Annotated in this window: 14 protein-coding genes and 2 pseudogenes; 7 read left to right on the plus strand and 9 right to left on the minus strand. The window is 40.4% G+C overall.

Going from position 1 to position 11,472, the window contains the following annotated elements; genetic code table 11:
* Positions 1 to 61: 61 nt before the first annotated feature.
* Positions 62 to 796: a sulfite exporter TauE/SafE family protein gene (locus AC0VYI_RS17660; protein WP_475444525.1), complete on the minus strand. Its 735-nt coding sequence runs from the start codon at positions 794 to 796 to the stop codon at positions 62 to 64.
* Positions 797 to 905: 109 nt separating this feature from the next.
* On the opposite strand from AC0VYI_RS17660, the gene AC0VYI_RS17665 reads away from it, so the two are divergent.
* Positions 906 to 1,844, plus strand: coding sequence for a LysR substrate-binding domain-containing protein (locus AC0VYI_RS17665; RefSeq protein ID WP_475444527.1), 939 nt, complete (start codon positions 906 to 908; stop codon positions 1,842 to 1,844).
* 82 nt (positions 1,845 to 1,926) lie between these two features.
* On the opposite strand, the gene AC0VYI_RS17670 is transcribed toward AC0VYI_RS17665, so the two are convergent.
* Positions 1,927 to 2,184, minus strand: a complete 258-nt coding sequence (locus AC0VYI_RS17670; protein WP_475444529.1) for a hypothetical protein — start codon at positions 2,182 to 2,184, stop codon at positions 1,927 to 1,929.
* Positions 2,185 to 2,349: 165 nt separating this feature from the next.
* Entirely contained in the window at positions 2,350 to 3,393 is a 1,044-nt protein-coding gene (locus tag AC0VYI_RS17675; RefSeq protein ID WP_475444530.1) for an IS630 family transposase, read from the minus strand.
* A gap of 186 nt (positions 3,394 to 3,579) precedes the next feature.
* Between AC0VYI_RS17675 and AC0VYI_RS17680 the strand changes: the two genes are divergently transcribed.
* Positions 3,580 to 4,368 (plus strand): ion transporter, encoded by a 789-nt coding sequence (locus tag AC0VYI_RS17680; protein WP_475444532.1) that lies wholly within the window; start codon positions 3,580 to 3,582, stop codon positions 4,366 to 4,368.
* Positions 4,369 to 5,009: 641 nt separating this feature from the next.
* Here AC0VYI_RS17680 and AC0VYI_RS17685 read toward each other — a convergent pair.
* A complete protein-coding gene (locus AC0VYI_RS17685; protein WP_475444533.1) occupies positions 5,010 to 5,324 on the minus strand; it encodes a helix-turn-helix domain-containing protein in 315 nt (104 codons plus the stop codon).
* A 99-nt stretch (positions 5,325 to 5,423) separates the two neighbouring features.
* On the opposite strand from AC0VYI_RS17685, the gene AC0VYI_RS17690 reads away from it, so the two are divergent.
* The 4 genes from AC0VYI_RS17690 to AC0VYI_RS17705 all read left to right on the plus strand — a co-directional run bounded on the left by AC0VYI_RS17690 (position 5,424) and on the right by AC0VYI_RS17705 (position 7,918).
* Positions 5,424 to 5,993 (plus strand): hypothetical protein, encoded by a 570-nt coding sequence (locus tag AC0VYI_RS17690; RefSeq protein WP_475444535.1) that lies wholly within the window; start codon positions 5,424 to 5,426, stop codon positions 5,991 to 5,993.
* Entirely contained in the window at positions 5,987 to 6,193 is a 207-nt protein-coding gene (locus AC0VYI_RS17695; RefSeq protein WP_475444536.1) for a DEAD/DEAH box helicase family protein, read from the plus strand. Before AC0VYI_RS17690 ends, AC0VYI_RS17695 begins: the two co-directional genes overlap by 7 nt.
* A gap of 73 nt (positions 6,194 to 6,266) precedes the next feature.
* Positions 6,267 to 7,625 (plus strand): IS21 family transposase, encoded by a 1,359-nt coding sequence (gene istA / locus AC0VYI_RS17700; RefSeq protein ID WP_475444538.1) that lies wholly within the window; start codon positions 6,267 to 6,269, stop codon positions 7,623 to 7,625.
* The gene (locus AC0VYI_RS17705) at positions 7,556 to 7,918 is read left to right on the plus strand and encodes an ATP-binding protein (protein ID WP_475444540.1); all 363 of its coding nucleotides are present in this window, start codon (positions 7,556 to 7,558) and stop codon (positions 7,916 to 7,918) included. The genes istA and AC0VYI_RS17705 overlap by 70 nt, the downstream gene beginning before the upstream one ends.
* Here AC0VYI_RS17705 and AC0VYI_RS17710 read toward each other — a convergent pair.
* From AC0VYI_RS17710 to AC0VYI_RS17720, 3 genes and pseudogenes are all read right to left on the minus strand, one after another.
* A complete protein-coding gene (locus AC0VYI_RS17710) occupies positions 7,853 to 8,383 on the minus strand; it encodes a HipA N-terminal domain-containing protein (protein ID WP_475444541.1) in 531 nt (176 codons plus the stop codon). The two genes, AC0VYI_RS17705 and AC0VYI_RS17710, sit on opposite strands and share 66 nt — an antisense overlap.
* Positions 8,383 to 8,640: a helix-turn-helix domain-containing protein gene (locus tag AC0VYI_RS17715; protein ID WP_067341362.1), complete on the minus strand. Its 258-nt coding sequence runs from the start codon at positions 8,638 to 8,640 to the stop codon at positions 8,383 to 8,385. The genes AC0VYI_RS17710 and AC0VYI_RS17715 overlap by 1 nt, the downstream gene beginning before the upstream one ends.
* Before the next feature lie 95 nt (positions 8,641 to 8,735).
* Positions 8,736 to 8,948, minus strand: a pseudogene (locus AC0VYI_RS17720) (transposase); the annotation flags it as partial.
* A 9-nt stretch (positions 8,949 to 8,957) separates the two neighbouring features.
* Here AC0VYI_RS17720 and AC0VYI_RS17725 point away from each other — a divergent pair.
* Positions 8,958 to 9,119: pseudogene (locus AC0VYI_RS17725) on the plus strand (IS3 family transposase); the annotation flags it as partial.
* A gap of 104 nt (positions 9,120 to 9,223) precedes the next feature.
* Here the strand turns inward: AC0VYI_RS17725 and AC0VYI_RS17730 are convergent.
* On the minus strand, positions 9,224 to 10,240 hold the full coding sequence (locus AC0VYI_RS17730) for a carboxypeptidase-like regulatory domain-containing protein (RefSeq protein WP_475444543.1): 1,017 nt from the start codon (positions 10,238 to 10,240) through the stop codon (positions 9,224 to 9,226).
* A gap of 388 nt (positions 10,241 to 10,628) precedes the next feature.
* Positions 10,629 to 11,453 carry an ABC transporter permease gene (locus AC0VYI_RS17735; RefSeq protein WP_475444545.1) on the minus strand — a complete coding sequence of 275 codons (825 nt, stop codon included), beginning with the start codon at positions 11,451 to 11,453 and terminating at the stop codon, positions 10,629 to 10,631.
* Between the last annotated feature and the right edge of the window lie 19 nt (positions 11,454 to 11,472).

Consider the following 11,472-nt stretch of genomic DNA (forward strand, 5'->3'; position numbering starts at 1 on the left):
CTATACAACCTATTTGAAAATAAAAACTGTCAAATATATTTAACAACTACTCCTTAAACATTTAAACTAAAAAATATTCTTTTAACGCATCCCAAAGCATAGCCACCCCCGAAAATAACATCATAAAATCAATTAAGTAATTAAAATTTCTTTCGGAAATTTTTAATACAAATCGTTTGCCTATATAAATACCAAAAATAAGAGAAAAACCTACCAATAAGCCACTAATAAATACAGGCCAAGGTAAAGCACCGATTTCCTCAAAAGTAGAAACTTTAGCAAAATAAATCACAAAAGATGATGCTGCCTCAGTCGATAATAACCCACCTTTCATTAATCCATATCCTGAAAAAATAGGGATAGTTAATGGTCCTGTAGAAAAAACTATACCAGTAAGATAACCAACTGTAGCTCCCATAATACCTAGCTGTAAGTTATTAAGACTAAGGTTTTTTGATTTAGCCCAGATACGCAAAGGAATTAATAAAATAAAAAACACTCCTATAATAATATTAGATAGAACGACAGGCATTATCCATAATGTATTTGCTCCCATTACAACAGCAGGAAAAGCGGGAATAGAATAGATTAAAAAAGCTTTTATTTTGATATCTCTTCGCCACATTATAACTCTAGAAATATTTCCCATTATAGCAGCTATAGCCATTATAGGGATTGCAGACTTTGTTCCAAAGACATAGGCAAGAACAGGTAATAGAATTATGGATGCGCCAGTACCAACAATGCCACTTATAATACCCGCCGATACTCCAATAGTGATAATCAATAAATACATAACGTCGCTTTATATGCTTTTTAAAATCAAGATAAACGCTATGATAGTGATTTTTAAAAATAGGTATTGTGATAAAGTATCACAATACTGTGATTAAAAAGGACTATACATGCATTCTCTTCCCCCCTTAAGTGCATTGAAAGCATTTTTAGTAGCCTGCCATGCAGGAAGCTATACAGCCGCAGCTAATGAATTATGCATTACACACGGAGCAGTTAGCCGCCATATTCAAGTAGTAGAAAAATGGTTTGGAGTTACTTTATTCACTAAAGATGGTCAACGTCGTGTACCAACTGCTTATGCCTTAACATTGGCACGCGAACTAGGAGGGGCATTTGATAATATTGCAAATATTGCTTTGCGTTATGGTAACGGTGGACGTAACAATGTATTTAACGTTAGCGTCCCCACCACGCTCTGTCTAAAATGGCTATTGCCACGTTTAGACGATTTCTACAATCGCTTCCCTGAAGCTAACCTGCAGATTTCCACTGCCAATACAGAGCAACTTCACATTATAGGTCACTATGACTTATTACTTAGACAAAATACCGGCACTACTGAGTATTCTGCAGTCCCATTCCTGCAAGATCATTATTGCCTTATGGCTTCACCGGAGTTCGCTAAGAATTATTCGCTTCGTTTACCTGAGGATATAATGAATTGTCCTAGAATTGAAACACTTACTCGTCCAGGGCTCTGGAATAGTTGGTTAGAGGCAGCTGGACTGAAGAGCTCCCCCAACATCCTATTCCGTCGTTACGACCACTTCCATGTTTCTCTACATGCAATGCTGGAAGGAATAGGTGCTGGTTTGGGACCTGTGAGAATATTATCCACTGAGATACGTAGAAGAAACCTGATGCTCCTTTTTCCTAAAATCTCAATTTCGCCATGCCAATACTATGCATTGACACCGATTGGAGTTCAAAAAACCTTATTGCATCAAAACTTTGAAAATTGGCTGGTTACACAAGGAAAAATTACGACTTGTGAGACTCCTACTTCAAAAGATTATAAGAAATTTTTAAGTAACATCACAGATTGAAAATGCCATTAACTTAGAGAGATCATCTATCATTTTATACGTCACCTTCATCATGATTCGAGAGGTTTACAGGCCCTTTTAGTTACTTGTGCTTATCATTACCTTGCTGCGTGTCTAGCTTATCGGCTAGGCGTGATACTTGGGCTTGCAGTTGAGAAATCTGTTCCACCAAGGCTTGGTGGTTATTTTCTTGATTTTCCTGATCCTGTGCGGCGGTTTCTCGTGTCATGACATCCAAAACCACACCCACCATCATGTTCAAAAACACAAACGCGGTCAGAAAGATAAAGACAATATAGAAAATCCAGCTCAGTGGATAAACTTCCATTGTCTCGTACATGACATCCATATTATCAGGAATATTTTGTTAACAAGCGAGAGAGTGAGTGACCCAAGAGCTTATGAATACTGACCTAATGTTTAAAATAAGACCATGTTAACAAAAATACCGTTAACTAATCTCTATGCATAGTTAAATTATTAACCCGGCGGAAATTTATATCTTCTATGCCGCATAACGGATTGAATTGTGCTTAAAGTACTTTTTGATTCGATTCGGATTCTTCTGTAACCCTCTCATATGAGAGACCACTCTATCCTTTAAAACCTTTCCATTCTTTGGAGCATCGCCTGTATGCACACCTGCCTTTAGATCACAGTTTAGATACTCATCTGGATTGAGTTCAGGTGAGTAGGCAGGTAAATAAAAGACTTCTATTTGCTCTTTGATTTTTGGCTTGGCTAACCACTCTTTTACTAATTTTGCATGATGTACTCGAAGATTATCGAGTATCAGAAATACCTTTTTCTTAGAGGTGGAGATCAATCGCTTCATAAAGCGAATGAGTACTTTTGCTGTCATGTTGTCAGCGTAGGTCATAAAGCGTACGGTTCCCTGGTTTGTGATAGTAGAAATCATATTGATTCGGCAATGCTTTGCTGGAATCACTTGGACTGGTGTCTTGCCTTTAGGAGCAAAACTTCGTCCATGCTGACTATCATTACGAAGGCCTGTTTCATCACCCCAATGTATCTCTGCCCCTTCCTTCTTGGCCCTTTCCTTGATCGAGGGGTACTCTTCCTCAAGCCATTTGGACACTTTTCGAGGGTTTTGCTCATAGGCTTTTTTCAGTGGCTTTTGTGGGGTAAATCCCCAGCGCTTTAGATAGTCTCCAATGGTTCTAATGGGCATATCTTTTCCCCACAATTGCTTGATGAGCTGTTGGATCGCACGACGTGTCCACAAGGCAAAATTCAGCCTGCATTGATCAGGCATTTTATCGGTGATTTCTTTCTGAATTCGAGCTTCTTGTGCTTTGGTTAGACTGCCAAATGAGCCTTTTTCTCGACCACGTTTTTTATACTCAAAGCTTGCCTTTCCACGCTTTAAGTAGTCTCTATACCAACGGCCAACTGTGTCTACATGGACACCTGTCACCTCAGATATGTCTTTAAAAGAGAAGTCTTTTTCGCGCAGTCTGACAACTTGCTTTCGTAGCCTAGCGAGTTCTGGAGTGGTAAGTTTTCTTGTGTCTATTTTTTCGTTCATTCAGTGATTATACCAGATAATTTTAACCGCCGGGTTAATAGTCCCAGAGATCGAAATCTGTTAACCAACATTTATCGCTTATAAAGATCAACAGCATCCCAAAACAATTTGAGGTAAATCTTAACGAACGTCACTATAATTGCCACCATCCACTCCCTTCATCTTAAAAGATTAACTGAGCCAATCATGTACGACTCTATAAAATCCAAATTTAGTAACCTGAAGAATAACAAGATCTTTGAGTTGCTGGTTGTTGCCGTGATAATTATATCGGCTCTTGAGATAGGAGCAAAAACTTTTGAACTACCTGAAACAGCAATATCACTCACGACTATCTTAGATACCTTCATCACAATCTTCTTTCTTTTTGAGTTAACGATTCGATTTGTAGCTGATGTAGATAAGAAGACCTTCTTTAAAAAGGGGTGGAACGTCTTCGATACATTGGTAGTGGTTGTGAGCCTTATACCAATAGACAATTCAGAAATGGCTTTGCTTGCTCGTCTAGTGCGAGTATTCCGTGTATTGAGGATGGTCTCGGTCGTCCCAGAGCTAAGAATTTTAATCAACTCATTAATCAAAGCATTGCCACAGCTAGGCTATGTTGTGCTTTTGATGTTCATAATATTTTACATCTATGCGGCGGTTGGGAGTTTTCTCTTCAGTGAAATCAACCAATTTCTTTGGGGGGACATCGCAATATCAATGCTAACCCTATTTAGAATAATGACGTTTGAAGACTGGACTGATATCCAGTATGAAACAATGGAAGTCTACCCATTAAGCTGGATTTTCTACGTGTCATTCATATTCTTTACCGCATTTGCCTTCTTAAATATGGTAATCGGTATCGTCGTCAACGTTATGGAAGAAGAACACCAAGCCGCAAGAGCTGACAAGCAACCTTCACTTAGTGAGCTACAACAAGAACTCAAAGAAATCAAAGCGGTATTATCAGAGTTACAGAAAAAATGACTCACAAAAACTTTTAGAAGGACTATTGTAGGGCTGAAGACGGTTTGACGCTTGTTAAATGATTCAAACTGGACCTCCCTGATTTTGTGTTAGTTTTTGATAGCAAGTTCATACGGCAAAATAGCTTGCCTTCCTCTTTTTTCTTCAGTAATGCTGCAATGGCATAAATCAAGAAGCTTGGAGGGCCTCAACACTTTGAAGGCCTAACCTTAGCCTCTGAAAATTCACGGTTTAAATCTTAACTGAAGAGCACAATATATCGAATCACAAATGAAATGTTAGCCATATAGCTAACTTTCTACTTTATAGAATCAATGTTAGCTATATGGCTAACATTGTGGGAGAAAGGTATTCAATGAACAAACCGAGATCAATACCGTTTTTGGTATTCTCAGACAGAATGAAGTACTTCAATTGTATTTCCAAACAATGTTCTCATTCGACAAGTCAGGCTTCGCATCAAGTTAAGTAGTAGTTGCGTCACAAAGAAGGCACGCTGTAATGCCCGTTGTTTGTCGATGGTTTTAAGGAGTACGGGGAAATTGTAATACTGGAATTGGGCTAGGAGGTGATGAAGCTAGTTCTAGCTGATACTTTAGGAAGATGCGTACTTTTAAAAAAGGATCAAGTACTAAGATTACTTAATCTGCCGAACTCTGCTTTTTTATAGCTTGGATCAGCTTTTGTTTTAGCTCATCATCGAGTTTAGAAACCAAACACGCTAGCTCAGCACTGAGATCATCCTCGCAAAAGAAATAATTCAGAGGCACATTAAGCTCAGCCGCAAGCTTTTGAAGCGTTTCAATATCAGGTACATGTCGTCCTTTCTCATAGTGATTCATTCGTCCACTAGCAGAGCTTTCGTCCATACCGACTCTTACCCCAAGCTCTTTTTGAGATATACCGATTTTCTTTCGAGCTTTATGAAGTCGCTCAGGAATTGGGTTATGCAGCAATGTTTAATCATCTTAAAGGCCTTACACACTTAGATTGTCTAAGTTTTACCTATTTCTGTATACTTAGCAATCCTAAGTTTTTAGTTTTGAGATTCATTAATGATTGCCAAAAAAATCACCATCAACCCTAAATTCAGAGAAATTCTTGAAAAAGCAGGTGAAAATCAGATAAAACGCAAAGAACTCATAAATTTAGCAATGTCTACGGATGAGTTAAATTTACAGCAGGCAACTAGGTTTATAGCGAAAAACATTCATGAACTTACTAAAAGAGGCGGAGTTATAGCCAGCGGGAAACGAAATGAACGAATTTATAGTTTCTCTTCCAAAATTTTTGATACTCGGATAAATTCTCAAGAGGCCAGTTTAGAGCAAAAAATTCCCCCTATCACAACAGATTTAAAGAGTTCATCGAACAAAGATAAAACCAACAACAAGGAACTTAAGCTTTTACTAGGCGAAGAAAAACAAACAGATGCAGAACTGAAACTTTTGCTAGGAGAGATACAAGCATACCAAGATTATCTTTCTAAAATTCCTAGTTGCCGAGAGACAATTCTAATGTTATTGGATAAAGCCAAAAATGAGGCAGCTGAGTTCTATGGTAGGCTTAGTGCGATCAGAAAAATCATTGAAGCGAATCGTAATATAGAGCGCCCATCATGCTAAGAAAATGGCAAAAAGAGTGTATTGAGGGTGCTCTTAAAACGTATTTATATCAAACACACTATCTTGTATTAGCATCACCTGGTGCAGGAAAAACGGTAGCGGCTGCAAGCATTGCAAAGTCACTCATTGATTCCCAAAAAATCGACTATATCGTATGCTTTTCACCTTCCCGTATTGTTGCGGTATTAGACGACAATTAACTTGTCCGGTCCGCGACAACTAGCATGGCCGCTTTTGATAAGCTTCAGATGTACTCATTATTAAGAGATTGAGATGTCTGGAGTCTTCATTACTCAACAGCAGGTCACGTTATATATGTCTTATCGTAAGCAATCCAAGTTCACTCAATCTCAGGCTGCAGCTAAAGCCGGTTTCTCCGAACGTTCTGCCAGACGCATCGAATCAGGGGATAGCTTCACTCAACATCAACCCAGATCTTATCGAACTCGTGAAGACCCTTTTGACGGTTTGTTCGAGGAATACCTAGTGCCTTTATTGGAAACAAATCCCGCTTTGCAACCCATTACTTTACTCGAGGCTTTGGAGGAGAAATTCCCCCATCAATTTGATGAGTCACACCTAAGAACCCTGCAACGGCGAACAAAATGCTGGCGAGCTCAGAATGGCCCCGACCAAGAAGTCATCTTCCTGCAACGCCACACCCCTGGCGCCATGGGGATCTCGGATTACACTTGGATGAATAGCCTCAACATCACCATCGCGGGAGAAGCGTTCAAGCATAAACTCTACCATTTTCGACTGGTTTATAGCGGCTGGACTTACGCTCAAGTCGTCTTAGGGGGTGAAAGCTTTGAATCCCTATCATCCGGTTTACAAAATGCCTTGTGGCGATGTGGTGGGGTACCAGACACCCATCGCACAGATAGCTTAAGTGCCGCCTATAACAACCAATCTGAAGCCACCTTACTCACTGAGCGGTACGAAAAACTTTGCGGCCATTATGGAGTAATAGCCACCCGAAATAACAAAGGCGTGGCTCATGAGAACGGGGCGATTGAGTCCCCCAATGGGCATTTAAAACGAAAAATAGACCAACAACTCATGCTACGAGGACACCGAGACTTTACCGACTTAGCGGCCTATGACACCTTCATCCAGCAAGTGATCGCTAAAATAAATCGTCGCTGTGCTACTCGTTTCACGGAAGAGAAAACGCATCTAAAATCCCTACCCGCTCGACGCACCAACGACTTTAGTCTGTTACACGTCAAAGTCAGTTCAAGCAGCATAATCAGTGTCAAACGAGTCACCTACACGGTGCCGTCAAGACTGATCGGCACCAGTCTATTGGCCCATATTTACGACACCCGATTAGAGCTCTTTTATGGTCATGTGAAGACCTTAACCTTGCCGAGAATCTATGCCCAAGCCTCCATCAGGGCTCGTTCGGTGGACTATCGCCATGTTATTCATTCATTAGCCAAAAAGCCCAATGCCTTTAAGTGCTCATTATTGCGTGATGACCTCATCCCAGCAGGAGACTTCACCTTGCTGTGGCGCTTGGTCACGCCCTCATTGCAAACGCCATCCGCGTCAAATTCATGTCCAGCACGACATTGGTCCAACAGCTTCAAAAAGCAAGAGAAGGACTGGGACTTGAAGAGGCTTTAAAGAAACTGGATCAGTATGAACGACTGATTTTGGATGACATTGGCTATGTGAAAAAGAGCAACAGTGAAAGCCAAGTCCTGTTTGAATTGATCGCCCATCGCTATGAACGCAACAGCTTACTGATTACGACCAACCAAGCGTTTAGTGAGTGGGACAGCATCTTTGGAGACAACATGATGACTGTCGCCGCGATAGATAGACTGGTACACCATGCGGACATTTATAAACTAGAAGGGGAAAGTTATCGCAGAAAACAAGCTATGAAATCTACCGAACAAAAACGGCCAAGTTAATTGACGCCAACCGGACAAGGTAGTTGACGTCTGATACCGTAGATAGTATTTTTCTAGCAATTGGGGAAATAGAGCATCAGAGCCAGTGTAAGTCAGAATATCAGATAACGATACGGATTCAGGCTCGGGTAAGTTCAATTCGCTTTGATACGTTAACATGCCAATGCCATGATTAGCCTGAAGAGCTAAGAGGTACATGTCATTCACTTTTGCGTATCTGGCTAGTTTTTCAGCGATATAATGGCGGTTAAAACCCTCAGGAAGGTTCTGTGCAAAAATGGGGTGAAGAGAGCCAGAATAAAAGCCATCTAATCCTTCTTGTGTCATGGTAAGAGACACATTTTGGACTGTCTGAATAGGTTGAAAGTGATGTCTAGTGCCATGTGTTAATAGGCCTACGTTAGAGTCTCCTACAAACACCTCTATGGAATTAATGCTCTTTGGTAGCTTTGTAAGTGAAGTCATTATTGATCCTCAGAAAAAAGAGCGTCGATTTCGTTCCATTTTGGTAGTTTATGATCTTTCTCTGCGACAACGAATTGCAAGCCTATCACGTCAATAACCCTCTCAAATATGTCGAATGATCCAGTAAACCGACCATTTTCAATTTCAGATATTGTTGTTTTATGAACACAAGCTTTTTTCGACACAACCTCTTGAGTAAGATGAAGGGACTTTCTTTTTTCTTGAATTGATTTTCCTATCTGTTCTCTAGTGGCCATACAACACAACTCCATGAATATTAGCTATATGGCTAACATATTATTATACAACTCCGATATAAACCGAGTGAGTACATAGAAGTGAATGAAAAGTTTTATAAAAGCTTAACTGATTGCCACCGAGCTTCCGCTAGCTTAGCAATCGCTCCGGCATCGGTACCGTTTTGATACTGGAAAAATAAGTTGTTCAGCATATTTTTAAGGTTGAAACGCCTATTGAACTTAAAACAAAACTCACCAAGATAACGCGGCAAATGTTTAAGGTTGATCGCATGATACGTCCCATGCATGGCATTTTTTAAATTGCTGCGTTGCAGAGTGAAGGTTTTAGATCATTAGATGAAGCGCGTAAATGGGTAAACGAATTTGTTTATTGGTACAGCAACGAGCGTCCAAAGCGATCGTCAAAAGAAGAGAGAAACTGGCAGCCCATAGGCGCTGTGGAGTTAAATCCAGAGCAATACAAAGAAGCTGCTTAACAATTTAGGCGATAACTGTCTTGAAAAACACCTTAACTAAATGGCAGTTACACAGAATCTGTTACAGGGTCGACTTGTTCGTACTATCCTTAAGAAGATTTGCTTTAATGTAATTCAAATTTGAGTGTTTGGCTTCCAGCTTTAAGAGAATACCAACCTCTTTGCGAGTGATAGCCAGGAGCAGACACTTCTATATCGTATCTACCCGGATCAAGCCTCATGCCTTGCTCGAAATGAGGCCCTATATTCATTATTCGGACTGTAGCATTCTTCACATTACTTTGGACGGTTAACTTAGCTTTGAGCACCTTTAGCGATTCATCTTCAGTCCCCAATTTATTTGCATCAATATCATACTTATCAAGCTTATCTGCCATTGGTGCGAAGTTTGCGTATAGGTGCGTGTGCTTTTCAAATACCAAACCAAGAGGATGCAAAAAAGGCTGCACATCTAGAGTCCAGCGAATCGCGTACGAAACAAGTTCATTGCTGCTGGCCGAGACTTTCTTGAGAAAATAATTTACCGGATTACTTGGGTCGTCAGTAAATCGGTTATGAACCACCAGTGGTGGAACAATTACTAGAGCGATCAAAGGCACAAGCTTTAAAGCAATGCGAATCCATTTCCCAGACCGTATAGGCTCAACGCCCGACTTAAAAAGCCCTACCACCTTCAGCGGCATTTTAAAAAGCATTGCGCAAATCAAAAACAGACTTAGAGACATTGAAATAGGCGGAATTATTATCGAACGCAAGGCTTGCTTGCCTTTTTCAACGAACACACCGCCATCGGAAAACTTATGCTCATTATCGTTTAGCATCTCGATGTAGTGCTGTACTCTCTTTTTAATGTTGGGCTCAACCACCAGCGTCTTAAAGTTCGCTTTATTCAAATCAACGCGAATGTTTGTGACGTAAAGGTCCCCCATTTGAACAGCTATTTTGTCCTGTACGGATTGCGCCAATTGAAACTGCTCCCAAGTTAAGTTAATCGGTAGCATCAATCCGGTTTTAACCATCTCCTTCTTCCAGCGCTGGTCCGCTTCACGTTTTACAAGGTCAGCTACGGATCGATGAAAGCCGTTACGATCATTCACGCCCCAATCTTTGGGCAGATCCAATCCCTTATCCTTAAAGGAATCTCTTAACAATTCTTGGGTATGCGGCTGCACGCGGAAATTGTCATATGTCTTGATCCCGAACGGATAACCAGTTTGTCTCTTAAAGGATTTCTGAAACTGAGGCAACGCCAACATCTTTTCCCGATAGAAATTTGGGTCGTTTGTATATGAGTAACTGTAGTCTTTGAATCCAGGGCAAGAGCGTGAATACTTTATAATCAACTGAGCTGCTTGATTTTTAACCTAATTGGATGTGTTAGGGCGAAAATTACAGCTCAATTTTGAATACATCTATTGCGTATCAGCTAAACTCTCATATTTTTGTCTGTTTTATGAGCAACAATATTGAGCTTTTCTGTTCAAAAAACGTTCACGCTCTCGCCCTGGGTCAGGTGCCCTTCTCTAATCTTCTTTTTACTTTATCTGCCGTTAGGCTGAACGTAAGACAAAGTATAATGAGTACAATAGAAAGCATGGCGACAACAGGAAAGTCGGTACCACCCTCTGAAATTTTGCTGTAGAGAACAAGCGGTAAAATATTAAGTTGAGCTCCAGATAAAGCAAGAGCTGTTCCATAGGCGCCTAAGGCGACGGATATCATAATACAAAGTGCGGTTAACATGGCTGGGTAAAGTTGGGGCAAAAAAATATAACGATAGCTTTCAAAAGTGCTTGCCCCAAAGCTTTGAGATATTTCAATTTGTCTCCAGTCGAAATTAACCATGACAGGTAATAAAATAAAAACACCTCTTGGAATGAGGTAGTAGCAATAGGCCAACCCAAGGCCAAAGGGGGTAAAAATAATATGACCAAAAATAGCAGGAGGTATTCCGATGAAGGATACCAGATAGGTGATAAAGCCTGCCCGTCCAAAGGTAAGAATAAAGCCATAAGCAACGATAAGACCACTAAATACCAAGGGTAAGGCAATGGCTATACTGCACCACTGCCTTACCCTTGGTGTGCATTTACTAAGAAAGTTAGCAATACAAAGGGCAACGAATAATGATGCGACTCCCGTTCCGACAGCTAATGTCAAACTCCCCCATAAGCTGTTAAGTAAACTGGTGTCTGAAATCATCCTGTTAAATGTTGCTAATGGATCTTGTAATGCCTGATCAAAGATGAGTGCCATTGGTAATAGGAAAAAGCCTATGTATACCATGATGCCGGGTAAGCAAAAACCAAGCTCAATCCATTTACCAAATCGCATATCGGTATTCCTATTAGTG

It is taken from the genome of Marinomonas sp. 63XJN7_9_ISO-PGPR-S23-217 (assembly GCF_056173515.1).

Coding starts and splice junctions, on each gene's coding strand:
- AC0VYI_RS17660 (WP_475444525.1), bottom strand. CDS start 796: ATGTATTTATTGATTATCACTATTGGAGTATCGGCGGGTATTATAAGT.
- AC0VYI_RS17665 (WP_475444527.1), top strand. CDS start 906: ATGCATTCTCTTCCCCCCTTAAGTGCATTGAAAGCATTTTTAGTAGCC.
- AC0VYI_RS17670 (WP_475444529.1), bottom strand. CDS start 2,184: ATGTACGAGACAATGGAAGTTTATCCACTGAGCTGGATTTTCTATATT.
- AC0VYI_RS17675 (WP_475444530.1), bottom strand. CDS start 3,393: ATGAACGAAAAAATAGACACAAGAAAACTTACCACTCCAGAACTCGCT.
- AC0VYI_RS17680 (WP_475444532.1), top strand. CDS start 3,580: ATGTACGACTCTATAAAATCCAAATTTAGTAACCTGAAGAATAACAAG.
- AC0VYI_RS17690 (WP_475444535.1), top strand. CDS start 5,424: ATGATTGCCAAAAAAATCACCATCAACCCTAAATTCAGAGAAATTCTT.
- AC0VYI_RS17695 (WP_475444536.1), top strand. CDS start 5,987: ATGCTAAGAAAATGGCAAAAAGAGTGTATTGAGGGTGCTCTTAAAACG.
- istA (WP_475444538.1), top strand. CDS start 6,267: ATGTCTGGAGTCTTCATTACTCAACAGCAGGTCACGTTATATATGTCT.
- AC0VYI_RS17705 (WP_475444540.1), top strand. CDS start 7,556: ATGTCCAGCACGACATTGGTCCAACAGCTTCAAAAAGCAAGAGAAGGA.
- AC0VYI_RS17710 (WP_475444541.1), bottom strand. CDS start 8,383: ATGACTTCACTTACAAAGCTACCAAAGAGCATTAATTCCATAGAGGTG.
- AC0VYI_RS17715 (WP_067341362.1), bottom strand. CDS start 8,640: ATGGCCACTAGAGAACAGATAGGAAAATCAATTCAAGAAAAAAGAAAG.
- AC0VYI_RS17735 (WP_475444545.1), bottom strand. CDS start 11,453: ATGCGATTTGGTAAATGGATTGAGCTTGGTTTTTGCTTACCCGGCATC.